The organism is Stenotrophomonas sp. 107298_Sma (genome assembly GCF_056480345.1).
Genome location: NZ_CM151094.1, coordinates 1,835,612 through 1,860,380, shown reverse-complemented (window position 1 = coordinate 1,860,380; position 24,769 = coordinate 1,835,612). Strand labels below are relative to the sequence as shown.

20 protein-coding genes are annotated in these 24,769 nt (G+C 66.5%); 8 read left to right on the top strand and 12 right to left on the bottom strand.

Going from position 1 to position 24,769, the window contains the following annotated elements:
- Positions 1-225: 225 nt before the first annotated feature.
- From secF to queA, 5 genes are all read right to left on the bottom strand, one after another.
- A complete protein-coding gene (gene secF / locus ACZK2G_RS08785) occupies positions 226-1,206 on the bottom strand; it encodes a protein translocase subunit SecF (protein ID WP_136639954.1) in 981 nt (326 codons plus the stop codon).
- Between the two features lie 15 nt (positions 1,207-1,221).
- Positions 1,222-3,078, bottom strand: a complete 1,857-nt coding sequence (gene secD / locus ACZK2G_RS08780; RefSeq protein ID WP_478475247.1) for a protein translocase subunit SecD — start codon at positions 3,076-3,078, stop codon at positions 1,222-1,224.
- Between the two features lie 61 nt (positions 3,079-3,139).
- Entirely contained in the window at positions 3,140-3,484 is a 345-nt protein-coding gene (yajC, locus tag ACZK2G_RS08775) for a preprotein translocase subunit YajC (protein ID WP_012510769.1), read from the bottom strand.
- Between the two features lie 134 nt (positions 3,485-3,618).
- On the bottom strand, positions 3,619-4,749 hold the full coding sequence (gene tgt, locus ACZK2G_RS08770; protein ID WP_012510768.1) for a tRNA guanosine(34) transglycosylase Tgt: 1,131 nt from the start codon (positions 4,747-4,749) through the stop codon (positions 3,619-3,621).
- Positions 4,750-4,875: 126 nt separating this feature from the next.
- Positions 4,876-5,943 (bottom strand): tRNA preQ1(34) S-adenosylmethionine ribosyltransferase-isomerase QueA, encoded by a 1,068-nt coding sequence (gene queA / locus ACZK2G_RS08765; protein ID WP_478475244.1) that lies wholly within the window; start codon positions 5,941-5,943, stop codon positions 4,876-4,878.
- Positions 5,944-6,153: 210 nt separating this feature from the next.
- On the opposite strand from queA, the gene ACZK2G_RS08760 reads away from it, so the two are divergent.
- Positions 6,154-7,650, top strand: a complete 1,497-nt coding sequence (locus ACZK2G_RS08760) for an aminotransferase class III-fold pyridoxal phosphate-dependent enzyme (protein WP_478475242.1) — start codon at positions 6,154-6,156, stop codon at positions 7,648-7,650.
- Between the two features lie 190 nt (positions 7,651-7,840).
- Positions 7,841-8,434, top strand: coding sequence for an LOG family protein (locus ACZK2G_RS08755; RefSeq protein ID WP_012510766.1), 594 nt, complete (start codon positions 7,841-7,843; stop codon positions 8,432-8,434).
- Positions 8,435-8,453: 19 nt separating this feature from the next.
- Here the strand turns inward: ACZK2G_RS08755 and ACZK2G_RS08750 are convergent, their stop codons facing one another.
- The gene (locus tag ACZK2G_RS08750; RefSeq protein ID WP_337301942.1) at positions 8,454-11,294 is read right to left on the bottom strand and encodes a bifunctional diguanylate cyclase/phosphodiesterase; all 2,841 of its coding nucleotides are present in this window, start codon (positions 11,292-11,294) and stop codon (positions 8,454-8,456) included.
- A 247-nt stretch (positions 11,295-11,541) separates the two neighbouring features.
- On the opposite strand from ACZK2G_RS08750, the gene ACZK2G_RS08745 reads away from it, so the two are divergent.
- The 5 genes from ACZK2G_RS08745 to ACZK2G_RS08725 all read left to right on the top strand — a co-directional run bounded on the left by ACZK2G_RS08745 (position 11,542) and on the right by ACZK2G_RS08725 (position 15,704).
- The gene (locus ACZK2G_RS08745) at positions 11,542-12,060 is read left to right on the top strand and encodes an RNA polymerase sigma factor (RefSeq protein ID WP_229298213.1); all 519 of its coding nucleotides are present in this window, start codon (positions 11,542-11,544) and stop codon (positions 12,058-12,060) included.
- The gene (locus ACZK2G_RS08740) at positions 12,057-13,037 is read left to right on the top strand and encodes a hypothetical protein (protein ID WP_046983653.1); all 981 of its coding nucleotides are present in this window, start codon (positions 12,057-12,059) and stop codon (positions 13,035-13,037) included. Before ACZK2G_RS08745 ends, ACZK2G_RS08740 begins: the two co-directional genes overlap by 4 nt.
- Positions 13,038-13,077: 40 nt before the next feature.
- Complete coding sequence (locus ACZK2G_RS08735) at positions 13,078-13,674, top strand: IMPACT family protein (RefSeq protein ID WP_478475239.1); 597 nt, start codon at positions 13,078-13,080, stop codon at positions 13,672-13,674.
- Complete coding sequence (locus ACZK2G_RS08730) at positions 13,667-15,439, top strand: ABC transporter transmembrane domain-containing protein (protein ID WP_046983652.1); 1,773 nt, start codon at positions 13,667-13,669, stop codon at positions 15,437-15,439. The genes ACZK2G_RS08735 and ACZK2G_RS08730 overlap by 8 nt, the downstream gene beginning before the upstream one ends.
- A gap of 70 nt (positions 15,440-15,509) precedes the next feature.
- Positions 15,510-15,704, top strand: coding sequence for a hypothetical protein (locus ACZK2G_RS08725; protein WP_046983651.1), 195 nt, complete (start codon positions 15,510-15,512; stop codon positions 15,702-15,704).
- Positions 15,705-16,039: 335 nt separating this feature from the next.
- Here ACZK2G_RS08725 and ACZK2G_RS08720 read toward each other — a convergent pair whose 3' ends face one another.
- From ACZK2G_RS08720 to ACZK2G_RS08710, 3 genes are all read right to left on the bottom strand, one after another.
- Positions 16,040-17,164, bottom strand: coding sequence for a prephenate dehydrogenase (locus tag ACZK2G_RS08720; protein ID WP_337301939.1), 1,125 nt, complete (start codon positions 17,162-17,164; stop codon positions 16,040-16,042).
- Entirely contained in the window at positions 17,161-18,069 is a 909-nt protein-coding gene (pdxY, locus tag ACZK2G_RS08715) for a pyridoxal kinase (RefSeq protein WP_337301938.1), read from the bottom strand. The genes ACZK2G_RS08720 and pdxY overlap by 4 nt, the downstream gene beginning before the upstream one ends.
- Positions 18,070-18,637: 568 nt before the next feature.
- The gene (locus ACZK2G_RS08710; protein WP_136640021.1) at positions 18,638-19,837 is read right to left on the bottom strand and encodes an MFS transporter; all 1,200 of its coding nucleotides are present in this window, start codon (positions 19,835-19,837) and stop codon (positions 18,638-18,640) included.
- 72 nt (positions 19,838-19,909) lie between these two features.
- Between ACZK2G_RS08710 and ACZK2G_RS08705 the strand changes: the two genes are divergently transcribed.
- Positions 19,910-20,707 (top strand): AraC family transcriptional regulator, encoded by a 798-nt coding sequence (locus ACZK2G_RS08705; protein ID WP_046983363.1) that lies wholly within the window; start codon positions 19,910-19,912, stop codon positions 20,705-20,707.
- Between the two features lie 99 nt (positions 20,708-20,806).
- Here ACZK2G_RS08705 and dnaJ read toward each other — a convergent pair whose 3' ends face one another.
- The 3 genes from dnaJ to grpE all read right to left on the bottom strand — a co-directional run bounded on the left by dnaJ (position 20,807) and on the right by grpE (position 24,714).
- Complete coding sequence (dnaJ, locus tag ACZK2G_RS08700; protein WP_004153270.1) at positions 20,807-21,937, bottom strand: molecular chaperone DnaJ; 1,131 nt, start codon at positions 21,935-21,937, stop codon at positions 20,807-20,809.
- Positions 21,938-22,091: 154 nt separating this feature from the next.
- A complete protein-coding gene (gene dnaK, locus ACZK2G_RS08695; protein WP_012510757.1) occupies positions 22,092-24,017 on the bottom strand; it encodes a molecular chaperone DnaK in 1,926 nt (641 codons plus the stop codon).
- 181 nt (positions 24,018-24,198) lie between these two features.
- Complete coding sequence (gene grpE, locus ACZK2G_RS08690; RefSeq protein ID WP_046983364.1) at positions 24,199-24,714, bottom strand: nucleotide exchange factor GrpE; 516 nt, start codon at positions 24,712-24,714, stop codon at positions 24,199-24,201.
- Between the last annotated feature and the right edge of the window lie 55 nt (positions 24,715-24,769).

Here is a 24,769-nt window from a genome sequence, read left to right as displayed (position 1 = left end):
GGGCACTGTGGGTTTGCGGGGTGTGAGCCGCATGGATGCGGCGACCAAGCCCCCATGGATGGGTTTACGGCGTCCCCGCAAACTCACAGTGCCCCGCCATCCCACGGAATGCCGCTTCGCTTTGGATTTGGCTGTTGCTGTTGCTTCGGCAGGTGCAGGGCGCCGCCCTGCCAACAAAAAACCCCGCTTGCGCGGGGTTCTCTGTGTGCTGCGTGCAACAGGTGTTTACGGGCGACGGGCCAGGGCCTCGACGTCCTTCGCCTTCGGCAGCAGGTCCTGCTTGCTGACGCGCAGGAAACCGATCGTCAGCATCGGCACCGCCACCAGGATCGAGGACAGCACCACGATTACCGCACCGATCATGTGCGTCTCGGCCAGGCCTTCCATCGAGCTGCCGCCGTACATGTACAGGGCAAGCGCTGACAGGAAGAACATCACAGCCGTGATCACCGTACGCGACAGCGTCTGGTTGATCGAACGGTTGAGCACTTCCATCGAGTCCACGCGCAGGCTGCGGAAGTTCTCGCGGACGCGGTCGAAGACCACGATGATGTCGTTGATCGCAAAGCCCATCACCGACAGCAGGCCGGCCAGCACGGTCAGGTCGAACTCGCGACCCAGCAGGGACACATAAGCCACCGTCACGATCAGGTCGAACATCGCCACGATGCTGGCGGTGACCGCGAACTTCCATTCGAAGCGCACGGCGATGTAGATCAGGAAGCCGGCCAGCATGAAGATGGTGGCGTACAGGCCATTCATCGCCAGGTCCTTGCCGATCTGCGGACCCACGAACTCATTGCGCAGCACCGTGGCCTGGTTGTCAGCGGTGGACAGCGCCTTCACTACGGCCGCGGCGGTGGCCTTGTCCTCGTGCGCGGCATCGCCGGTGCCCGGGGCGTGCTCACCGTGCGGGGCCAGGCGGATCAGCAGATCGGTGTTGCCACCAACACTCTGTACCTGGGCGCCGTCGAAGCCACTCTCTTCGAGCTTGGTACGGACCTGCTCGACGTCCACCGCCTTGTCGAAGCGGGCTTCGATCAGGGTGCCGCCGGTGAAGTCCAGGGCGTAGTTGAAGCCCTTGAAGCCGATGATGGCGATCGAGGCCAGGAACACGATGATCGTGACGACCATCGCGACATGGCGCCAGCGCATGAAGTCGATCTTGGTGTCGTTCGGGAGGATGTGCAGCGGAAACAGTTTCATGTGCGTGTCGTCCCGTCAGATGGCCACGTTCTGGAGCTTCTTCCGGCGGCCGTAGATCAGCGCCGCCCGCGCCCCCCCCACGGTGATCGCGGTGAACATGGAGGCGAAAATACCGATGATCATGGTCAGCGCGAAGCCCTTCAGCGGACCGGTACCGAATGCGAACAGCGCCACACCGACGATCAGGCCGGTCAGGTTGGCGTCGAGGATGGTGCCCGAAGCACGTTCGTAACCGGTCACGATCGCGGTCTTGCCCGGCACGCCGGCACGCAGTTCTTCACGGATACGTTCGTTGATCAGCACGTTGGCGTCGACCGACAGGCCGACCGACAACGCCAGGCCGGCGAAGCCCGGCAGGGTCATGGTCGCACCGAAGAGCGACATCACCGCGACCACGATCAGCAGGTTGAACAGCATCGCGATCGAGGTGATCACACCGAACATGCGGTAGTAGACGCTGAAGAACACCAGGGTGAACAGGAATGCGAACACGACCGCGCGCATACCGTTCTTGACGTTCTCGGCGCCCAGGCTCGGGCCGACCACGCGCTCTTCGACGAAGTCCATCGGCGCGGCCAGCGAGCCGGACTTCAGCAGCTTGGCCAGGTCCTCGGCTTCCTTCTTCTGCAGGCCGGTGGTCTGGAAGTTCTTGCCGAACACGCCGTTGATGTTGGCCACCGAGATCACTTCCTCGTTGACCTTGAAGCCACGCACTTCCTGGCCGTCAACGACGGTCACGGTCGGCACGCGCTCGGTATAGACCACCGCCATCGGCTTGTTCACGTTGGCACTGGTGAAGTCGAACATGCGCTGGCCGCCGACGTTGTTCAGCGTCACGCTGACTGCCGGGGAGCCACTGTTCGAATCAGTCACCGCCTGCGCGCCGACCATCTGGTCACCGGTGACGATCACGCGCTTGTTCAGCAGGATCGGGCCGCGGCCATCACGCTGCTGGTAGACCTTCGCCTCCGGCGGGATGCGGCCGGCGGTGATGGCGTCCTGCGCGTTGCCCTCGACCACCGCACGGTATTCCAGGGTGGCGGTGGCGCCGATCATGCGCTTGGCTTCGGCGGTGTCCTGCACGCCCGGCAGCTGAACGACCACGCGGTCGGCACCCTGGCGCTGGATGATCGGCTCGGCCACGCCGAGCTGGTTCACACGGTTGCGCAGGGTGTTGATGTTCTGCTCGATGGCGCCGTTGGCGATCTGGGTGATCTCGGTTTCCGGCACGGTCACCGTAATGCGGTTGCCACTGATGTCGTAGCCGAGGGTCGGCTGCGCCTTGACCAGGGCGGCACGGGCGCGCTGCGCGGCATCGTCACCGGCGGACGGGCTCAGGTTGGCCACGATGCTGTTGTCAGCGCGGCGTTCCACCGACTGGTACGGGATGCGCGCATCACGCAGGGTGCTGCGCACGTCTTCGGTGTAGGCATCCAGGCGCTTGTCCAGGGCGGCCTTCTGGTCGACCTGCAGCACGAAGTGCACGCCACCCTGAAGGTCCAGGCCCAGCACCATCGGGCGACCACCGAGGTTGGCCAGCCAGTCCGGCACGGTCGAGGCCAGGTTCAGGGCCACGGTGTAGTTCTCACCGACGGTGTCACGCAGGGCGTCGCTGGCAGCGGACTGCGCCTTCAGGTCCGGCAGGCGGACGATCAGGCTCTCCCCTTCCTTCTCGGCACCAACGGCGTCCACGCCGGCCTTCTTCAGGTCGGCCAGCACACGGTCACGCAGCGCATCGTCGATCTGCCCGCCACGGTTGGCGGTGATCTGGATGGCCGGGTCCTTCTGGTAGATGTTGGGCAGCGCGTACAGCGCGCTGAGCGCCAGTACGATCAGGATGACGACGTACTTCCAGCGTGGAAATTCGAGCATTGCTTGGGTCCCGCGCGGCGCCATCCCCGGCGCCGCGGTTGTGCTTCGGAAAGGGAGTGGCTTACTTGGCCGAATCCAGGGTGCCGGTCGGCAGCACGCTGCCAACAGCGCCCTTCTGCACGCGGATGCGCACGTTCTCGGCCACTTCGATGGTGACGAAGTTGTCGCCGATGTCGGTGACCTTGCCGGCGATGCCGCCGTTGGTCAGCACTTCGTCGCCACGCTTGATCTTCTCCAGCATGGACTTGTGCTCCTTCTGCCGCTTCATCTGCGGGCGGATCATCAGGAAGTACATGATGGCGATCAGGATGACCGGGAACAGCAGCGTGGTCAGGCCCATGCCCTGCGGTTGGCCGCCGGCGGCCTGGGCGTGGGCGGCGGGAATCAGGAAGGCAAGCAGGTTCATCGTTGGTCCTTTGGTTGGGCGGCGCTTCGGCCCTTTCACGGGCACGAGGTGTCGACCGCGGATCTGGGTCAGCCTTGAAGTATGCCACGGCCCCGGGCATTCGTCCTTGGGCCGTTTGGCAGGGGGTGTTCGGGTTACAGGGGCGGCGCGACCGCCCCGCGTGCCGCGTAGAAAGACTCACGGAAGGCCAGGAAGGTTCCCGCCTCGATCGCCGCGCGGATGTCGGCCATGAGCTTTTCGTAATAGAACAGGTTATGCAGGGTGCCCAGCATCGGCGCCAGCATCTCGTTGCAGCGGTCCAGGTGGCGCAGGTAGGACCGGGTGTAGCCGCCGGTGCAGGCCACGCAGCCGCAGCCCGGCTCGATCGGGTCCATGTCGCGCGCGTACTGGGAATTACGGATGCGAACGGTGCCGAACGAGGTGAAATAGTGGCCGTTGCGCGCATTGCGGGTCGGCATTACGCAGTCGAACATGTCCACGCCACGTGCGACACCCTCGACCAGGTCCTCCGGCCGGCCCACGCCCATCAGGTAGCGCGGGCGGTCGGCGGGCAGTTCCGGGTCCAGGTGGTCGAGCATGGCGTTGCGCTCGTCTTCGGGCTCGCCCACGGCCAGGCCGCCGATGGCATAGCCGTCGAAACCGATCGCCTGCAGGGCATCGGCCGAGCGGCTGCGCAGGTCGGTGTGCACGCCGCCCTGGACGATGCCGAACAGGGCCGCGTCGTTGCCGAGCTCGTCATGCGCGTTGCGGCTGCGCTGGGCCCAGCGCAGGCTCAGTTCCATGGAACGGCGGGCAACGTCTTCGGTGGCCGGGTACGGGGTGCACTCGTCGAAGATCATCACCACGTCCGAATCGAGCACCTTCTGGATCTTCATGCTCTCTTCCGGGCCCAGGAACACCCGGGCACCGTCGGTTGGCGAAGCGAAGGTCACGCCCTGCTCGGTGATCTTGCGGCGGTGGGCCAGCGAGAACACCTGGAAGCCGCCGGAGTCGGTCAGGATCGGGCCATCCCAGCGGCAGAAGCCATGCAGGCCGCCGTGGTCGGCGATGATGTCCAGGCCCGGCCGCAGGTACAGGTGGAAGGTATTGCCGAGGATGATCTCGGCACCCAATGCACGCACCTGGTCCGGCAGGATGCCCTTGACCGAGCCATAGGTACCCACCGGCATGAAGGCCGGCGTTTCCACCGTGCCACGCGGGAAGGTCAGGCGGCCACGGCGGGCACGGCCGTCGCGGGTCTGGAGCTGGAACTGCAATCGGGACATGGAGCGGTCATTCGGGCAAATAGTCGCCTATTGTCCCCCAAACGCGGCACCTACAGGTAGCGCCGGGCCACGTCCGGCGGCTCTTGGGCAGCACGGCGTGCTCGCCGGGCATGGCCCGGCGCTACCCTACCCCGCCTGCGGGAACAGCAGCATGGCGTCGCCGTAGCTGAAGAAGCGGTAGCGCTGCGCGATCGCGTGCTGGTAGGCCTCGAACACGCGCTCCTTGCCGGCGAACGCGGAAATCATCATCAGCAGCGTGCTTTCCGGCAGATGGAAGTTGGTCACCATCGCGTCGACGCTGCGGATGCGGTAGCCCGGGGTGATGAAGATCTGCGTTTCACCAGCAAACGGCAGCAGTTCGCCATCGCGCATCGCGCTTTCCAGCGCGCGCACCACGGTGGTACCGACGCCGATCACCCGGCCGCCGGCGGCGCGCGTGCGCCGTACCTGCTGCACCAGCTCGGCACCCACGTTCAGCCACTCGCGGTGCATCACGTGGTCCTTCAGGTCATCGGCACGCACCGGCTGGAAGGTGCCCGCACCCACGTGCAGGGTGACGTGGCCAAAGTCCACGCCCTTGTCCTTCAGCGCGGCCAGCAGCGGTTCGTCGAAATGCAGGCCGGCTGTCGGCGCCGCCACCGCGCCCACTTCACGCGCGAACACAGTCTGGTAGCGCTCGCGGTCGTCCACACCCGGCTCGCGCTGGATGTAGGGCGGCAGCGGCAGGCGACCGGCATGCAGCAGCCACTGCTCCAGCGATTCCGGCACATGGAACTGCAGCACATAGAACTCGCCATCGCGGCCCAGCACCTCGGCTTCGCCACCGGCATCCAGCGCAATGCGGCTGCCGGCCTTGGGCGACTTGCTGGCGCCCACCTGGGCACGTGCCTGCTGGCCGCCGAGCAGGCGCTCGATCAGGATCTCGACGCGGCCACCGCTGGCCTTCTGCCCGAACAGGCGCGCTGGGATCACCCGGGTGTCGTTGAACACCAGCAGATCGCCCGGCTGCAGCAGCGACGGCAGGTCTCGCACCTGCAGATCGGTGAAGGCGGCGGGGGCTTGCGGCACCAGCAGCAGGCGGCTTGCGGAACGTTCGGCCAAGGGCGCCTGCGCGATCAGTTCAGCCGGCAGGTCGTAGTTGAAATCGGACTTCTTCAAGGCAGTGGGCGGCAACAGGTCGACAATGGCGCGCATTGTACGTCCAGCGTCTGCGAGCCGGCGCGCTTCGCGGCGAACGTCGCGCAAAATGCTGCTATGCAGCAGGTTTCTGCGGGGTTATCGCGCAAAAAAACAAGTGCTAGCATCGAGTTGGAAGTCCGCTGCACGAGCCTGCCCCAAGCGCGCGTGATGACGCGCGTTTTGCTTTTGAAGACCCGTGCGACCCATTGTTTCAGGAGATCTGCAATGAGCTTCATCGAACGTCTCGCCCCCCTGCGCAACCAGCCCGGCACCCGCCTCACCTCCGGCCTGGACGATGCCACCCTGAAGGCCCTGTCCGCCAACCACCCGCAGCTGATCGCCGCGGTGGACGCCGCCGCCGAGGAATTCGCGCGTGTGCAGGCCGACCTGGGGCCGCTGCTGGCGCAGGACGAACAGGCGCAGATCGACGCGATGCAGGACGGCTTCGTCAATTTCTATGCCGATGATGCGGTGACTCCGTACGTGGCACTGGCCGCACGCGGCCCCTGGGTGGTCACCCTGAAGGGCGCGGTGCTGTACGACGCCGGCGGCTACGGCATGCTCGGCTTCGGCCACACCCCGGATGCCGTGCTGGAGGCGATGGCGCGCCCGCAGGTGATGGCCAACATCATGACCCCCAGCCTGTCCCAGCGGCGCTTCATCACCGCGCTGCGCGCCGAGATCGGCCACCGTCGTGGCGGCTGCCCGTTCACCCGTTTCATGTGCCTGAATTCCGGCTCTGAAGCGGTCGGCCTGGCCGCGCGCATCGCCGACGTCAATGCCAAGCTGCAGACCGACCCGGGTGCCCGCCACGCCGGCGCCGCGATCAAGCGCGTGGTGGTCAAGGGCAGCTTCCATGGCCGTACCGACCGCCCTGCCCTGTATTCCGATTCCAGCCGCAAGAGCTACATGCAGCACCTGGCCAGCTACCGCGGCGAGGACTCGGTGATTACCGTGGCGCCGTACGATGAGGCCGGCCTGCGCAAGGTGTTCGAGGATGCCGCGCGCAACCAGTGGTTCATCGAGGCGGTGTTCCTGGAGCCGGTGATGGGCGAAGGCGACCCGGGCCGTTCGGTGCCGCCGTCGTTCTATGCGGTGGCCCGCGAACTGACCCGTGCCCATGGCAGCCTGTTGCTGCTGGACTCGATCCAGGCCGGCCTGCGCGCGCATGGCGTGCTGTCGGTGGTCGATTACCCGGGCTTCGAAGGCCTCGATCCGCCGGACATGGAAACCTATTCCAAGGCGCTCAACGCCGCGCAGTACCCGCTGTCGGTGCTGGCCGTGACCGAGCATGCCGCGCAGCTGTACCGCAAGGGCATTTACGGCAACACCATGACCAGCAACCCACGTGCGCTGGACGTGGCCTGCGCCACCCTGGCCCAGCTGACCCCGCAGGTACGCGCCAACATCGCCGAGCGCGGTGCCGAGGCGGTGCGCAAGCTGGAGCAGCTCAAGGGCGAACTGGGCGGCCTGATCACCAAGGTGCAGGGCACCGGCCTGCTGTTCTCCTGCGAGCTGGCCCCGCAGTTCAAGTGCTACGGCGCCAATTCCACCGAGGAATGGCTGCGCCAGCACGGCATCAACGTGATCCACGGTGGCGAGAACTCGCTGCGCTTCACTCCGCACTTCGGCATGGACAGCGAGGAGCTGGACCTGCTGGTGGGCCTGGTCGGCCGCGCCCTGCGTGAAGGCCCGCGCCGCGAGCAGGCCGCCGCGGCGTAAGCCCCGTTCTTTGTAGAGTCGAGCTTGCTCGACTCTACCGTTGCCGCGATCTGAACGAAGAACAGCCGAGCGCGGCTCGGCTCAACAGACGGCAACCGCGAAGGTCCATAATCCATAGACACCCCGTCCCTGACCGCTCTGCGGTCGGCGATGGGGCGTTTTCGTTTCCGGCCAAGAGACAGGAAGATCCATGAAATCGATCTGTGTGTACTGTGGTTCCAACGCTGGCAGCAAGCCGGCCTATACCGAACGCGCCCTTGCCCTGGGCGACCGCATCGCCCGCGACGGAATGCGCCTGGTGTACGGCGGCGGCAACGTCGGCCTGATGGGAACCGTGGCCAATGCCGTGCTCGCTGCCGGCGGCGAAGTGACCGGCGTGATTCCGCGCCAGCTGGCCGACTGGGAAGTGGCACATCGCGGCCTGACCGAACTGGAAATCGTTGGTTCGATGCATGAGCGCAAATCGCGCATGTTCGACCTGGCCGATGGCTTCGTCACCCTGCCCGGCGGCTTCGGCACCATGGAAGAAATCTTCGAGATGCTGACCTGGCGCCAGCTGGGCATCGGCAACAAGCCGTGCGCGTTCCTCGACGTGGAAGGCTTCTACGCGCCGCTGATCGGCATGATCGATCGCATGGTGGAAGAGCGCTTCCTGCACCCGGACCAGCGCCAGGACCTGTGGTACGGCTCGGACATCGAAGAAATGCTGGCGTGGATGAAGAACTACCAGCCGGCCCAGGCCTCGAAGTGGATCGACGAAAAGCGTCGCGCCGCCCTGCGCTGAGGCTTCCCTGCGCGGTGGTTCAGGCCGCCGCGCAGCCCCACGGTGCCGGCCGCCCCAGCAGGTAGCCCTGGCCATAGTCGCAGCCGAGTTCGCGCAGCGTCTGCTGCTGCGCCTCGGTTTCGATGCCCTCGCCGATGGTCTCGATGCCCAACGTGCGCGCCAGCGACAGCACGCCCTCGACCAGCGCGCGCGTGCTCTGCACTTCCGGTCCATGCAGACCGGCGATGAAGCTCTGGTCGATCTTCAGCGTGCTGATCGGGAAGCGGTGCAGGTAGGACAGCGCCGAGAAGCCGGTACCGAAATCATCCAGCTGCACCTGGATGCCGCGCTCGCGCAGGCCCTGCAGGATGCGCAGCGTGTGCGGGCCGTCATCCAGCAGTGCGACCTCGGTGATCTCCAGCCGCAGCCGCTGCGGATCGGCACCGTACGCATCCAGCAGGCCGAACAGCCGGCCGCTGAACTCAGCAGAGCGGAAATGACGCGGTGACACGTTCACCGACACATAGGTGTGCCCGCCTTCGGCCAGGCCGGCGATGACCTGTTCGTAGATCAGCCAGTCAACCTGTTCGATCAACCCACTCTCCTCGCCCAGCTCCAGGAACGCCCCCGGCAGCAGCAGGCCACGGCGCTCGTGCTGCCAGCGCAGCAGCGCCTCGTGCCCGACCACCTCGCCATCGGAGAGGCGCACGATCGGTTGGTAGAACGGCACGAAATCGTGGTTGTTGATCGCGCGGCGCAGATCGGCTTCCAGGTCGAGGCTGCGCATGGCCTGCTCGCGCATGTCCTCGTCGAAGATCGCGCAGCGGTCATGGCCCTGCGCCTTGGCCCGGTACATCGCGGCGTCGGCATCGCGCAGCAGTTCTTCGCCGGTACGGTAGCGCGGGTTCCACAGGGCGATGCCCAGGCTGCCAGACGGGAACAGTTCGCGGCCGGCGATCCACATCGATTCCTGCAGCGCCAGCAGCAGTCGCTGACCAAAATCCAGTGCCTGCGCCAGGCCCTGCGGACACTGCAGCAGCACTGCGAATTCGTCACCGCCCAGCCGCGCCACCACATCGTCGGTGCTGGCCATCGACACGATGCGCTTGGCCACTTCCACCAGCATGCGATCGCCTGCGGCATGGCCGATGCTGTCGTTGACCAGCTTGAAGCGGTCCAGGTCAAGGAACAACACGGCGAACACCGGTCCACCCTCGCGACGGGCCAGCGACAACGCATCCTGCAGGCGGTCGAGCAGATGCAGGCGGTTGGGCAGGCCGGTCAGCGCATCGTGCATGGCCTGGTGGGTCAGCCGTTGTTCTGCGCGCAGCCGCTCGCCGATCTGGCCGAGCAGTTTCTCGTTGACTTCGGCCAACTCGCGGGTGCGCTCTTCCACCCGTTTTTCCAACTCGGCATGCGCCGAACGCAGCCGTTGCTGGTCGCGCTGGCGGGCCAGGCCGGTGCCGATGTTCTGCGCGACGAAGGTCAGCAGGCGCTGGTCGTGCACGCTGAAGGTGCTGTTCTGGCTGTAACTCTGCACCACGATCGCGCCGACCACTTCGTCGTCGCGCAGCAGCGGCACGCCCAGCCAGCAATGCGAGCGCGCACCGGATTCGCGCACCTCGCCGTTGGCCAGCAGCGCATCGATCTGCGCGCGCGAAGCCAGCAGCGGCCGCCGGTTGCGTACCACGTATTCGGTCAGGCCACGGCTGAACGGTCGCGGCGCACGGCTGGCATTGTGCTCGTCCACCGAATAGACGAAATCCAGGCCATTGCCCGCCGCGTTGACCAGCGCGATGTAGAAATTGCGCGCGTCGAGCAGGCGCCCCACCACGCCGTGTACCCGCCCGTAGAACTGGGCCAGGCTGTCGGCCGACATCGCCATCTCGGCGATGTTGTACAACGCGGTCTGCAGCTGCTCGGCACGGCGTCGTTCGGCCACCTCGTCCTGCAGGCTGTGGTTGGCGCGCTGCAGCTGCTGGGTGCGCCGCTCGACCTGCTGTTCCAGCCGCACCTGGGCCTGGCGTCGGTCCATCGCGGTCTGCACATGCTGGGCGACAAAACCCAGCAGGGCCCGCTCGGATTCACCATAGCGGGCCGCGTGTTCGTAGCTCTGCACCACGATGGCACCGCACACGCGGCCATCGCGCAGCATCGGTACGCCCAGCCAGTCCAGGCTTTCCGGGCCACGCTGCGGATCGTGCTCCTGCTCGACCACCCGCGCCAGCAGCTCGCGTGACGGGCCACTGAGCGGCCTGCCATGGCGCAGCAGCGCCACCGTCAGACTGCGCGGCATCTCGCTGGCGTCATGGCTCTGCGCCGGGTCGGCAACGAAGTCATCAACCTGGTCGGCAAAATACAGGAACCGGATCTGGTCGCGCACATCGTCGTACTCGACGATGTAGCAGTTCTCGGCGTACATCAGCGTGCCCAGCACACCGTGCACGTGGCGCAGCATCTCGCCCATCTCCAGGTCGGCACCGGCCAGGTCGGCGATCTGGAACAGCGCCTGCTGCAGCCGCTCGGCCTCCTCCAGTGCCTTGATCTGTCCCGCCTGGCGGCCGCGCTGCAGGGCCAGCTCCATCGCCTGCCGGGCCAGCCCCCACCACGCCGGCGAGGGGATCGCGCCCTCCACCGACAGCAGCAGGCGCGCACCGTCGTAGTCCCAGCCATGCTGGCCATCGCCGATGCCAGCAGGTACTGCAGGCCGGTCACCGCTGACGGGCGGCCAGCCGCCCTCGCCACGCCCCAGCTGCGGGTCTTCCCAGCCGACCCGGAGCACTGCCGTTTCCGGCAGCAGCGCATGCAGCGCGCGCACCAGCGCCGTGCTCAGCACGGCCTCGTGTAGTGGTTCTTCCGCCGGTTCAGCATGCGTGGACAAATGACAATCTCTTGGCGCCGTCTGTGCGTCGCCTCCCCTGAGCCGCCGAGCATAGCGCGCCACCCGGGGGGCAATGGAAGCCCGCAAACCCCGAATCGTGCGCCCGTACGTTTTTCCTGCCGACCGTAGCCCCTTCCGAGCCATGACCCTCGCCCTTCCCATCGCCGCCACCGGCTATGCGCCACCGTCTGCAGGCCTTACCCTGTACGCCGTGGAAGCCAGCGCACTGCCAACCGATGAAGCCTTGATGCTGGCCTGGGCCGGTGGCGACCTGCGCGCGTTCGAAAGCCTGTATGCGCGCCACCGCAAGCGCCTGTTCGGCTTCCTGCTGCGGCAACTGCGGGACAACGCGCTGGCCGAGGAGATCTTCCAGGATGTGTGGCAGCGGGTGATCAGCGCCCGCGCCGGCTGGCAGCCCGAAGCGGCGTTCAGCACCTGGCTGTTCCGCATCGCCCACAACCGCTTGAACGACCACTGGCGCGCTGCCCGCCACCGCCCCGCCGCGCCGGCCGATGCCGACCTGCGCCTGGCGGCGATCGAGGACGGGCAGACCCCGGAAGCCGAGCTTTCCGAATTCGAACAGCGTCGCCGCATCCAGCTGGCGATGGAGCAACTGCCGCCCGAGCAGCGCGAAGTGCTGCAGTTGCGGCTGGATCAGGAACTGAGCCTGGAGGAGATTGGCCAGATCACCGGCGTGGGCCGGGAAACCGTGAAATCGCGGCTGCGCTATGCGATGGACAAGCTGCGTGCGGGATTGAACGCATGAACCGAAACGACCCCCTGACGCCGGAAGAACGCGAGCTGGCCCAGCTGCTCGGCCGTCGCGCCGAGCAGGCACCGCCGGCCGCGCTGGACGCCGCCATCCTGGCCGCGGCACGTGCCGCCGTGGATGCGCCGTCCGCCGATGCCACCACCTCACCGGACGCGCCCCGCGTGCGGCGCACCCGCCCGCGCTGGCCGGCTGTGTTCGGCATCGCGGCCTCGATGGTGTTCGCGATCGGTATCGCCTGGCAGCTGCGCCCGGAACCGCCGCCGGTTCCCGCCGGCGAAGCCCAGATGGCGGCAGCGCCTGCAGCTGCCGATGTCGCCGCCACTGAGCAGACGATTGAAAGCAGCGCCGCAGACAGCACGGCTGCCGCTGCAGAACCGGCTGTTGCCCCGGCAACACCGGAAGCTGTTGCCGCCCCGGCAGAAGCCATTGCACGCGAGCGCAAGCCAGCACCAGTAGAAGCCACCGATGCACCGGCACCGGCCGCGCGATCGATGGCGGCAGAACCCGCTGCCGACAGCGCCTTCGCTGCACTGCCGCCGCCCCCGGCTGCGGCGCCACCGGCGCCCCCTGCCCCCACTGCCTACTCGGCACCCGCGCCGCTGATGGCGCCGGCTGTCGCCAGTGGTTCGCTGAAGGCACGCTCGGCAGGCACGCCAGAGCCCAACAGCGTCCAGGCCGAACAGGCCCCGGCATTGGACCGGGTAGAGATCACCTCGATGAAGCGCGAAGCCCCCAGCCGTTCCGCACCGGGGGTCATGCGCCGCGGCAGCGATGCTGGCCTGAGTGCGGACACGGTGCAGGCCGAAGTGGCCGCTGACGCCCGGCTGCCACGGCGGCAGTGGCTGCAGAAAATTCGAGAACGTCGCGACGATGGCCAGCGCGACCTCGCCCGCGCCAGCCTGGAGCGCTACATCCAGCAGTATCCGGAATCGCGCCTGCCGCGCGACCTGCGTCCGCTGCTGGACGACTGAGCCGGACCGGGTACTGCAGCAACCCCGTAGAATGGTGGGGATGCCCGATACCCTCGCCCAGCCGGTCAACCACACGCTGGAAGTCAAGCACAGCCGTTTCATCGCCCACGCCGCGCCAATCGACGGTGCGGTGGCGGCGATGGCCTTCCTGCAGCAGGTTGCGGTGACTGACGCCACGCACAACTGCTGGGCCTACCGGCACGGCCAGGACTATCGATCCAGCGATGATGGCGAGCCGGCCGGCACCGCCGGCCGGCCGATCCTGGCCGCCATTGATGGCCAGGGCTTCGACCGGGTGATGGTGGTGGTGACGCGCTGGTTCGGCGGCATCAAGCTGGGCGCCGGCGGTCTGGTGCGTGCCTATGGCGGGGCCGCGGCCGAATGCCTGCGTACCGCGCCGAGGCTGCCGCTGGTGGCCATGTTCCGGCTGCGGCTGCTGGCCGGGTTCGAGGATCTGGGCACCCTGCACGCCACCCTGCCCGTCTTCGCCGCAGAGAAGCGCGATGAACAGTTCGATGCCGACGGCGTGTGCCTGCGGGTCGAATTGCCTGCCGATCAGGTCGACGCATTGAAAATCCGCCTGCGCGACGCCACCCGTGACCGTATCCGCATACAAGACGACGACCAGGATGACTGACAAGGACGACGCCCCCGCTTCGACCCCGCCGCTGCGCCGCCTCGGCAGCCTGCGCACGCTGTGGCCGTTCGTGCGCCGCCACAGTGGCCTGTTCACGGCCTGGCTGCTGGCCTTGGCGGTGTCATCGGCGGCAACGCTGAGCCTGCCACCGGCAGTGAAGCAGATGATTGACCATGGCTTCACCAGTGGCGGCCAGATCAACCGCGCGTTCGCCCTGCTGATGCTGGTGGCGGTAGTCATGGCACTGGGCACGGCGGCGCGCTTCTACTTCGTATCGCTGCTTGGCGAAAAGGTGGTAGCCGACCTGCGCAGCCAGCTGTACGCCCACCTGATCCACCTGGGCGCGGGCTTCCACGACCGCAGCCGCAGCGGTGAACTGGTATCGCGCCTGACGGCAGACACCGAACTGCTGCGCAGCGTGGTCGGCTCGACCATGTCGGTGGCCCTGCGCAGCACGGTCACCGTGATCGGCAGCCTGGCGATGCTGTTCGTCACCAGCCCGCGGCTGGCCGCGTGGTCGCTGCTGGGTATCCCGTTGGCGGTGCTGCCGATCATCATCGGCGCGCGCAAGCTGCGCACGGTCGCACGCAACAGCCAGGACCGCATCGCCGATGCCAACAGCCTGGCCAGCGAAACTCTGGGAGCGGTGCGCACGGTGCAGGCACATGCACGCGAACCGTACGAACGCGGACGCTTCGACAAGGCACTCGTTGATGCCATCGGTGCCGCGCGCCGCCGCATCGGCGCACAGTCGCTGGTCACCGCCAGCGCCATCCTGCTGGTGTTCGGCGCCATCGTCGGCGTGTTGTGGCTGGGCGCGCACGACGTCATCGACGGCCGCCTCAGCGCCGGTACGCTGGGCCAGTTCGTGCTGTATGCACTGATCGGTGGTGGCTCGGTGGGCGCGCTGGCCGAAGTATGGAACGAGCTGCAGCGCGCGGCCGGCGGCATGGGCCGCATCGGCGAACTGCTGCAGGAAGACATCGAGATCCGCGCACCGGCACAGCCGCACGCATTGCCACAGCCATTGCGCGGCGAGATCCAGTTCAACGACGTGGTGTTCCACTACCCTCAGCGCCCTGACCAGGCTGCGCTGGATCATTTCAACCTGCATGTGCGCCCGGGCGAGACCGTGGCGCTGGTGGGGCCATCCGGCGCCGGCAAGAGTACGGTGCTGTCGATGCTGCTGCGCTTCCACGATCCGGCTGCTGGCCACATCTGCGTGGACGGCATCGATGTACGCGAGGTCGATCCGGCCGAACTGCGCGACCAGCTTGCGCTGGTGCCGCAGCAGCCCACCCTGTTCGCGGCCAGCGCACGCGACAACATCCGCTACGGCCGGCTGCAGGCCAGCGACGCCGAGGTCGAAGATGCTGCGCGCGCAGCCGAGGCCGACGGCTTCCTGCGTGCGTTGCCGCAGGGCTACGACAGCGAACTGGGTGAGCGTGGCGCGCGCCTGTCCGGCGGCCAGCAGCAGCGTGTGGCGATCGCCCGTGCGCTGCTGAAGGATGCACCGATCCTGCTGCTGGATGAAGCGACCAGCGCGCTGGATGCGCAGAGCGAGCATGGCGTGCAGCAGGCGCTGGAGCGATTGATGGCCGGCCGTACCACGCTGGTCATCGCCCACCGCCTGGCCACCGTGCTCAAGGCAGACCGCATCGTGGTGATGGACCAGGGCCGCATCGTGGCCGAGGGTACGCACGCGCAGTTGCTGGCCGAAGGCGGTCTGTACGCTGAACTGGCAAGGCTGCAGTTCATCGATTGATGACAGCCGGCTAACACCCGGCGCGCCAAGCTGGCCACGCGTCAGCAACACCTGCTGAAGGAGGTGCACGATGTCGTTCCGACAGTTCCCCGCCGTCGACAGCAATGGCGACAGCCACATCATCATCGAGTTCAAGCCCGAGGCCAATGGCAGCGGGCACAACTCCGAGTCCACGCCGCGCTACGAGCTGGATGATGGACGCCAGCTGGTCCGCAATGGCCGTGAGTTCACCACCAGTGGCGGTGAAGTGCGGCTGACGATCTGAGGTTCGCCGGGCATGGCCCGGCGCTAGCGGATCTCGTATCGCCCCGCCCTGGTACGTGTCGACCTTGCTCGTATCGCCCCGCCCTGGTACGTGTCGACCTTGCTCGTATCGCCACGCCCTAGTAGGTGTCGACCTTGGTCGTATCGCCACGCCCTGGTAGGTGTCGACCTTGGTCGACACGCTTCTTGCCAAGGGTAGTTGAGCATGGCCCGACGCCATAGAAAGCGTGGTGAATTTTTGACCAACCATCTTGACAGCCTTTCCTGGCAAGGGCTGCAGGCGGTTATCCACACCTTTGCTCAGAAACCATCCACACCGCCTGTGGATGAATATGCTCAGCCCAGCACCCGTCCGATGCCGCTGGCGTCCACCTCGGCCGCCGCCAGTGCGATGGCGGCCGGATCACTTCCCGCCACGAAACCGATACGGAAGTGCACTTCGCCGCTTGGAGTGCGCGAGGAATGGATCGAGGCCAGGCTGATGCGATGCTGCTCGAACACGTTCAGCAGCTCACGCAACGAACCTGGACGATCTTCCGGCAGGTGTACCGACAACGCGTTGCGCTCGGTCAGGTCGGCCAGCAGGTACCCCACCCGTTCAAAGGTGTAGTTGCCAGCGGCCAGCGCCTGCTCACCGAAGGCATTGTGGTTGGCCGACAGCGACTGCTCGCGGAACGCAGCACGCGCAGTGTCGTCGCCCTGCCCGACCTGTACCTGCAGGGCCTGCAACTGGCCCACCAGGCGCTCCAGCATCGGCGCCACGTAGGGATTGCCGAACTGGATGTCCTCGTAGATCGCCGGGTTCAGCGAGAGGATGCGCGAGATGATCGCCGTATCCAGCTCGAACGACGCGGAGCGGTACGGCATCATCGCCGCAAGATCTCCCAACTGCGGCTGGTACTGGCGCAGCACGCCGGCCTGGGCCAGATGGGTGGCATGCACCATCGCCTGCACCAGCGCCATCATCTGGTCGTGATGCTGCGGCGTAGCGCGCACGCACTCGGCCTGCAGCGCCGCGCACAACGCGTCGACCCACGGCTGCCAGTGCTGCAGCCGTGCTTCGCAGACCACCATCACCCGGCCCTTCAGGGTCGGCGCCTTGGGCGGAGCGGTCATCGGGTGCAGCCCGACCACTTCGGCCTGCGAGGCCAGCATCGCCTGTACCGGCGCCTCCTTTACCGAAGTCACATCCAGCCACAGGCGGTCCCGCTCGCGACCGGCCGATTGCCGCACGTATTCGGCGATCAGCGCCGGCGTGTGCCGGATCGGTGCCGAGAACACCAGCACATCGGCCTGCGCCAACAGCTGCTCCGGCGTATGCGAGGTTGCATCGGCCGGGTCGTGGCCGATCACCTGCAGCTGCATGTGCTGCTGGAAGAAGCGGGTCAACCAGCGCCCATAGGCGCCGGCGCTACCGATGATGCCGACCGTGCGCGGCGTGCGTTCCTGCAGGCCGCTCATGCCACGCGTTCGGCGCGGAAGCGCATGCCTTCGGCCAGCGCGGCAGGCGCCGCGGCGATCACGTCGAATTCCTCGAAGCCGTTGTCCAGGGTCGCTTCCAATGCCGCATGAGTACCGGCGATGGCGCGCGAGATCGCCTGCTGCATTGACTCACCGCGCAGCAGGAACGACACCACCAGCGACATCAGCACGTCGCCGGTACCGGCCACGTCCACCGGCAGCAGCGGCGAGGTCCAGCGCCAGGTTTCCTCGCGGCCGACCGCCAAAGTCACCAACTCACCCGGGTTGCCACCCACGCTGTGCGCGATCACCCAGTGCGGACCGCGGTCCAGCAACGTGCGCGCGGCAGCGATGGCGTCAACCTCGGCCAGCGCAGGCATGCCGGTCAGGCGATTCAGTTCGAAGGCATTGGGCGTCACCAGCCAGGCATGCGGCAGCAAGCGTTCGGCGAAGATCGCCTCCAGGCCCGGTTCCACGTAGGGCCCGGTATGGGTATCGCCGATCACCGGGTCCAGGCAGTAGCGCAGTTGCGGGCAGGCCGGCAGGATTTCATCCAGCCAATCGGCGAACGCGGCGCCATTGGCCGTGCTGCCGAAGTAGCCGGATACCAGCATCTTCGCCCGCTGCGGCAGGCCGCGTTCGCGGGTGCCGAGCAGCAGATCGGCGAACCAGTCGGCGGGTAGCACGCGGCCGCGGGTGGTGTCGTAGAACGGCGCATTGCTGAGCAGCACGGTCGGGATCTCCGCCACGCGCACGCCCAGTGCACGCATCGGCGGCAGCGCGGCGCTGTTGCCGGCGTGGCCGTAGACAAGTTGCGACTGGACCGAGATGACATCGATCGGCGAGGGCCCGTCCGGCCGCTGGCGGCGGCCGTGGACCAGGTGGTTATCAAGGGATTCGCTCATGCCCGCATTCTACGCCCAAGGGGGTTTTCGGCAGGGCTTGCAGCCCTGCACCTGCTTACAGGCCAGATCAACGTCAAAGGCAACAACCGGCTCTGGTCTGTCTGCGTATTTGGCGGGGCGGTGTGGGATGGCAGGACACGCCGTAAACCCATCCATGGGGGCTCGATGGCGCCATCCATGGCGCCAACGGTCCTGCCATCCCACACCGCCCCACCCCGACAGATTCCCGCGGCGGCCGGCAACTAAGACGGTTGGTACGCTCGGCTGTTGGTAGGTGTCGACCTTGGTCGACACATCTGTCAGATATCGAACGAATTCATCTGTGTCGACCAAGGTCGACACCTACCGGCGCCGGACGAAGTTCCGACAGATCGCGGAAAACTGTCGAAGGCGGGGTGGGTCCGGTTGAGGGGGCGTGAGCCGCATGGATGCGGCGACCGAGCTTACATGGACGTACTTGCAGCGTCCCCCTCAACCGGACCCACCACGCCAACCCACGGATAGCCCGCTTCTGCTGTTGACGTTGCCCTGCGGGTGCAGGGCTGCAAGCCCTGCAAACTCAAACCCCTCAGTGAACAACAGGCCGCGAAGGTGGCAGCCACGCCGCCACGATGCCGAGCAGCGGCAGGAACGCGGTCAACTGGTAGACATACTCAATGCTGGTCTTGTCCGCCAGCAGGCCCAGCACGGCCGCCCCCAGCCCGCCCATGCCGAACGCGAAGCCGAAGAACAGCCCCGACACCATGCCGATACGGTGCGGCATCATCTCCTGCGCATACACCACGATGGCCGAGAACGCCGAGGACAGCACAAAGCCGATCAGCACCGCCAGCACCGTGGTCCACAGCAGGTCGGCATGCGGCAGCATCAACGCGAACGGCGCCACGCCGAGGATCGAGGTCCAGATGATCGGCTTGCGGCCGATGCGGTCACCCAGCGGGCCACCGAGGAATCCGCCGGCGGCGGAGGCCACCAGGAAGGCGAACAGGTGCAGCTGCGCCTGCGCCACCGGAATGCCGAAGTGGTGGATCAGGTAGAAGGTGAAGTAACTGCCGATGCTGGCCATGTAGAAGTACTTGCTGAAGATCAGCACGAGCAGGATCACCAGCACCCTGGCCACAGTGCGTGGCGGATGGCGCGGGGCCATCGACGCGGTGCTGGCCGGACGCGGTGTACCCAGGTGCAGCGCGTACCAGCGACCGACATAGGTCAGCAATGCAATGCCGATCAGGGCGGCGCCGGCAAACCACGATGCGGCATGCTGGCCATGCGGCACGATTACCGCGGCGGCAATCAACGGGCCCAGCGCGGTACCGAAGTTGCCGCCGACCTGGAACACCGACTGCGCGAAACCATGGCGACCGCCCGAGGCCAGCCGCGCGATGCGCGAGGCTTCCGGGTGGAAGATGGCCGAACCAATGCCGACCATCGCCGCCGCCAGCAGCACCATCGTGTAGTTCGGCGCGAAGCCGAGCAGCAGCATGCCGCACAGGGTCGAGGCCATGCCGATCGGCAGCGAATACGGCGCCGGACGGCGATCGGTGGCGATGCCGATCAGCGGCTGGAAGATCGAGGCGGTGAGCTGGTAGGTCAGCGTGATCAGGCCGATCTGGGTGAAGCTGAGATTGAAGCCGCCCTTGATCACCGGATAGATGGCCAGGATCAGCGACTGCATCATGTCGTTGACGACATGCGAGGTAGAAATGGCGGCCAACACGCCGGGAGCCACCGGGCGTGAGGTCGTTTTGGGGGAAGCCAGGGTCGACATGGACACAGTCAGGTTGGGGGCGAGCCACGCATGCTACGGTTGCACCTTCCTCCCTTCTGCCGCGTTCTGGTCATGGCCTATCGCAAAAAGGACATCACCTGCCCGGTCCGCGAAACCGCTCCCTGGCGGGAGGTGCCGATACAACGACCGGTGACCTGCCGTGCCCGCCATTACCAGGCCGGCACGCATATCTCGCCGCACAAGCACCGCCGCCACCAGTTGGTCTATGCGCAGTCCGGGTTGATGGTGGTGCGCTCGGAAGTCGGCCGCTGGGTAGTGCCTTCCACCCGTGCGATCTGGGTGCCTGCCGGCATTGCCCATGCGGTGGACTGCATTGCCGAGGTACACATGCGCAGCCTGTATGTGGAGCCGGAGTTCGCGCCACACCTGCCTGCCGAAGCTTTCGCGATACAGGTGGCCCCCCTGCTGCGTGAACTGCTGCTGGCTGCCAGCCTGATCGAGGGCGCGCACGAGGACGACAGCCGCGATGGCCGTGTGGTGCGCCTGCTGCTGGACGAACTGCGGCGGATGGATGCGCTGCCGCTGCACCTGCCGGAACCGTCCGATCCCCGCCTGCTGAAGATCTGCCTGCACATCCAGAAGCATCCTGCGGATGACGCAACGTTGCAGGACTGGGCGCAGGCACTGGCGGTGGACGTGAAAACCATCCAGCGTCATTTCGCCAGCGAACTGGGCATGACCTTTGGCCAGTGGCGGCAGCAGGCGCGGCTGCTGGCAGCAATGGAACGGCTGGCGCTCGGCGAAAAGGTCATCGATGTCGCACTGGCGATGGGCTATGACAGCCCGAGTGCATTCACCAGCATGTTCAAGCGCCAGCTCGGGCAGACGCCGGCGGCGTTTTTCCGTTGACCCGGCGAACGGCATCCATGCCTGGCGTGGATCTACCGCACCACAAACGAAAACGCCGGGCACGGCCCGGCGCTACCGTTCAACGTTTCCGTTGAAGACTCAGGACGTCATCCGGTCCCAGAAGCCCTTCACGCCATCGATGAAGGTCGCCGACTTCGGCGAGTGCTTGCGCGCATCCTCACCGTTGAAGGTCGCCTCAAACTGCTCCAGCAGCTTGCGCTGATCGTTGGTGAGGTTGACCGGGGTCTCCACCACCACACGGCAGTACAGGTCGCCTTCGCTGCGGCTGCGCACCGAACGCACGCCCTTGCCGCGCAGGCGGAACAGCTTGCCGGTCTGGGTCTCGGCCGGGATGCGGATTTCCGCTTCACCGCCGAGGGTGGCCACGCGCACGGTGTCGCCCAGCGCGGCCTGCGAGATGCGGATCGGCACTTCGCAATGCAGGTCGTCGCCATCGCGCTGGAAGATCGCGTGCTCGCGTACCCGCACTTCCACGTACAGATCGCCTGGCGGCGTACCGGCCGGACCGGCCTCGCCTTCGCCCGACAGGCGGATGCGGTCGCCGGTATCCACGCCCGCCGGCACCTTCACCGACAGCACCTTGTCTTCCTCGACACGGCCGTTGCCGTGGCAGGTCTTGCAGGGCTTGGCGATGATCTGGCCGCGGCCGCCGCAGTTGTGGCAGGCCTGCTGCATGGCGAAGATGCCGCGCTGGATGCGCACCTGGCCGCGACCATGGCAGACGTTGCAGGTCTCGACCTTGCCGTCTTCGGAGCCGCTGCCATCGCAGTCGCCACATTCGGCCAGGGTTGGAATTTCGATGCGGCGCTCGACGCCACGCACCGCTTCTTCCAGGTCCAGCTCCATCACGTAACCGATATCGGCACCACGGCGGGCCTGGCGCGGGCCACCGCCGCCTGCACCACCAAAGATGTTGCCGAAGATGTCGCCGAAAATATCGTTCATGTCCGGGCCGCCCGGACCGCCGCCACCGCCCATGCCGTGCTCAAACGCGGCGTGGCCGTGGCTGTCGTACATGCGGCGCTTGTTGCCGTCGGACAGCACTTCGTAGGCTTCCTTGCACTCCTTGAAGGAGGCTTCGGCCGCCGCATCACCCGGGTTGCGGTCCGGGTGGAACTTCATCGCACAACGGCGGTAGGCCTTCTTCAGCTCTTCGTCGTTGGCAGTGCGGGCAACGCCCAGCACTTCGTAGTAATCGCGCTTGCTCATATCGTGGATCGCATTCCGGAAAGTCGGGATTCGTCAAAGCGGAAGAGCGGAACCAGGTCCGCTCTTGCGTCGGGCGCCCCGACACGCCAGAGGGCGGTCAGGACCCTGGTACGACAACGGGACGCTGGCAGGCAGCGTCCCGCGTCGGTCCGGATCAGGACTTCTTGTCGTCCTTGACTTCGGTGAACTCGGCATCCACCACGTCATCCTGCGCCTTGCCCGCATTGCCGGCGTCGGCGCCCGGGGCGGCACCGCCCTGCTCGGCCGAAGCAGCGGCGAACAGCGACTGGCCAGCTTCCTCCAGCACCTTCGACTTGGCTTCGATCTGCGCCTTGTCGTCACCCTTCATCGCGGTTTCCAGGTCGGCCAGGGCCGCTTCCACCTTGCCGATGACATCGCCGCCAACCTTGCTGCCGTGCTCGGTGATGGCGCTGCGGGTGCCGTGGATCAGGGCATCGGCCTGGTTGCGGGCCTGCACCAGCTCCTGGAACTTCTTGTCTTCTTCGCGGTTGGCTTCCGCGTCGGCGACCATGCGTGCGATCTCTTCCTCGGACAGACCCGAACCGGCCTTGATCTCGACCTTCTGTTCCTTGTTGGTCTTCTTGTCCTTGGCCGACACGTGCAGGATGCCGTTGGCGTCGATGTCGAAGGACACTTCCACCTGCGGCAGGCCGCGCGGGGCCGGCTCGATGCCGGACAGGTCGAACTTGGCCAGCGACTTGTTGAAGCGGGCCTGCTCGCGCTCACCCTGCAGCACGTGCACGGTCACGGCCGACTGGTTGTCCTCGGCGGTGGAGAACACCTGCGAGGCCTTGGTCGGGATGGTGGTGTTCTTTTCGATGATCTTGGTGAACACACCGCCCATGGTTTCGATGCCCAGCGACAGCGGGGTCACGTCCAGCAGCAGCACGTCCTTGACGTCGCCGCCCAGCACGCCGCCCTGGATCGCAGCACCCAGTGCCACGGCTTCGTCCGGGTTGACGTCCTTGCGCGGTTCCTTGCCGAAGAACTCGGTCACCGCCTGCTGCACCTTCGGCATGCGGGTCTGGCCGCCGACCAGGATCACCTCGCTGATGTCGCTCGAACGCAGGCCGGCATCGTTCAGGGCGACGCGGCACGGCTCGATCGACTTCCTGATCAGCTCTTCCACCAGCGACTCCAGCTTGGCGCGGGTCAGCTTGATGTTCAGATGCTTCGGGCCCGACGCGTCAGCGGTGACGTACGGCAGGTTCACTTCGGTCTGCTGGGCGCTGGACAGCTCGATCTTGGCGCGCTCGGCAGCATCCTTCAGGCGCTGCAGGGCCAGCGGATCCTTGCGCAGGTCGATGCCCTGGTCCTTGTTGAACTCTTCAACCAGGTACTCGATGACGCGGTTGTCGAAATCTTCGCCACCCAGGAAGGTGTCGCCGTTGGTGGCCAGCACTTCGAACTGCTTCTCGCCGTCGACATTGGCGATCTCGATCACCGAAACGTCGAAGGTGCCGCCGCCCAGGTCGTACACAACGATCTTGCGATCCTTGTTGTCGCCCTTGTCCAGGCCATAGGCCAGCGCGGCCGCAGTCGGCTCGTTGATGATGCGCTTGACGTCCAGGCCGGCGATGCGGCCAGCGTCCTTGGTTGCCTGGCGCTGGCTGTCGTTGAAGTAGGCCGGCACGGTGATGACCGCTTCGGTGACCTTCTCACCGAGGAAGTCCTCGGCGGTCTTCTTCATCTTCTCCAGCACCTTGGCCGAGATTTCCTGCGGTGCCATCTTCTTGGCATCGCTGGTGGCCACCCAGGCATCGCCATTGTCATGGGCCAGGATGCTGTACGGGACGTGCGCGATGTCCTTCTGCACTTCGGCGTCGGTGAACTTGCGGCCGATCAGGCGCTTCACCGCGTAGAAGGTGTTCTTGGGGTTGGTGACGGCCTGGCGCTTGGCCGAGGCACCCACCAGGACTTCGCCGTCCTTGGTGTAGGCGACGATCGACGGAGTGGTGCGATCGCCTTCCGAATTCTCGATGACGCGGGCCTTGCCGCCGTCCATGATCGCCACGCACGAGTTGGTGGTGCCGAGGTCGATACCAATGATCTTGCCCATGGGGGAGACTCCTGAAGAATGCTGTTTAGGTCAGTCCGGCCGTTCGGCCGGTGGATGAATACGAAGTGGGGGAGGCCCGTGGAACATTCAAGCCATCCTCCGAACGCTGTGTTTCCGGTTGTCCGGCGCGTTCAGCGTCGGGTCGGGCGCGGGTCGTGCCCGCCTCCCGGCCCCGCGGGGGTCAGTCGGCCGCCACCACCACCAGCGCCGGCCGCAGCAGGCGCTCGTTGAGCAGGTAGCCCTTCTGGAACACGGTCACCACGCTGCCCGGGGCGGCACCCGGAGTCGGCACCTGGCTGATGGCCTGGTGATGCTCCGGATTGAACGGCTGGCCGGTCGGGTCCAGCAGGACCAGGCCGTTGTCGCCGGCGACCTTCAGCAGCTGCCGGTAGGTCAGCTCCAGGCCTTCACGCAGCGGATGGGCATCATCGCCGGCGGCCTTCAGGCCGGCATCCAGGCTGTCGAACACCGGCAGCAGCTCGCCCAGCAGCTTCTCGTTGGCGAACTTGCGGGCCTGCTCGATGTCGCGGGCAACGCGCTTGCGCTGGTTCTCGAGGTCGGCGCGTTCGCGCAGTACATCGGCCTTGACCTGCTCAAGCTCGGCGCGCAGGCGCTCCACTTCGTCGTTCACGCCGGCGGCGGCGGCCGCATCGGCGGCACTCTGCTGGGATTCGATATCTGGATGTTCGTGGTTCATGTCTGGGTCCCTGGCGGTCAATCTCCGCCTCCACCCACCCTAGTGTGGGCGGGAT

Bases quoted from the DNA above. Each gene is read 5' to 3' on its own strand.
- secF (WP_136639954.1), bottom strand. From the start codon at position 1,206: ATGAAACTGTTTCCGCTGCACATCCTCCCGAACGACACCAAGATCGAC.
- secD (WP_478475247.1), bottom strand. From the start codon at position 3,078: ATGCTCGAATTTCCACGCTGGAAGTACGTCGTCATCCTGATCGTACTG.
- yajC (WP_012510769.1), bottom strand. From the start codon at position 3,484: ATGAACCTGCTTGCCTTCCTGATTCCCGCCGCCCACGCCCAGGCCGCC.
- tgt (WP_012510768.1), bottom strand. From the start codon at position 4,749: ATGTCCCGATTGCAGTTCCAGCTCCAGACCCGCGACGGCCGTGCCCGC.
- queA (WP_478475244.1), bottom strand. From the start codon at position 5,943: ATGCGCGCCATTGTCGACCTGTTGCCGCCCACTGCCTTGAAGAAGTCC.
- ACZK2G_RS08760 (WP_478475242.1), top strand. From the start codon at position 6,154: ATGAGCTTCATCGAACGTCTCGCCCCCCTGCGCAACCAGCCCGGCACC.
- ACZK2G_RS08755 (WP_012510766.1), top strand. From the start codon at position 7,841: ATGAAATCGATCTGTGTGTACTGTGGTTCCAACGCTGGCAGCAAGCCG.
- ACZK2G_RS08745 (WP_229298213.1), top strand. From the start codon at position 11,542: ATGCTGGCCTGGGCCGGTGGCGACCTGCGCGCGTTCGAAAGCCTGTAT.
- ACZK2G_RS08740 (WP_046983653.1), top strand. From the start codon at position 12,057: ATGAACCGAAACGACCCCCTGACGCCGGAAGAACGCGAGCTGGCCCAG.
- ACZK2G_RS08735 (WP_478475239.1), top strand. From the start codon at position 13,078: ATGCCCGATACCCTCGCCCAGCCGGTCAACCACACGCTGGAAGTCAAG.
- ACZK2G_RS08730 (WP_046983652.1), top strand. From the start codon at position 13,667: ATGACTGACAAGGACGACGCCCCCGCTTCGACCCCGCCGCTGCGCCGC.
- ACZK2G_RS08725 (WP_046983651.1), top strand. From the start codon at position 15,510: ATGTCGTTCCGACAGTTCCCCGCCGTCGACAGCAATGGCGACAGCCAC.
- ACZK2G_RS08720 (WP_337301939.1), bottom strand. From the start codon at position 17,164: ATGAGCGGCCTGCAGGAACGCACGCCGCGCACGGTCGGCATCATCGGT.
- pdxY (WP_337301938.1), bottom strand. From the start codon at position 18,069: ATGAGCGAATCCCTTGATAACCACCTGGTCCACGGCCGCCGCCAGCGG.
- ACZK2G_RS08710 (WP_136640021.1), bottom strand. From the start codon at position 19,837: ATGTCGACCCTGGCTTCCCCCAAAACGACCTCACGCCCGGTGGCTCCC.
- ACZK2G_RS08705 (WP_046983363.1), top strand. From the start codon at position 19,910: ATGGCCTATCGCAAAAAGGACATCACCTGCCCGGTCCGCGAAACCGCT.
- dnaJ (WP_004153270.1), bottom strand. From the start codon at position 21,937: ATGAGCAAGCGCGATTACTACGAAGTGCTGGGCGTTGCCCGCACTGCC.
- dnaK (WP_012510757.1), bottom strand. From the start codon at position 24,017: ATGGGCAAGATCATTGGTATCGACCTCGGCACCACCAACTCGTGCGTG.
- grpE (WP_046983364.1), bottom strand. From the start codon at position 24,714: ATGAACCACGAACATCCAGATATCGAATCCCAGCAGAGTGCCGCCGAT.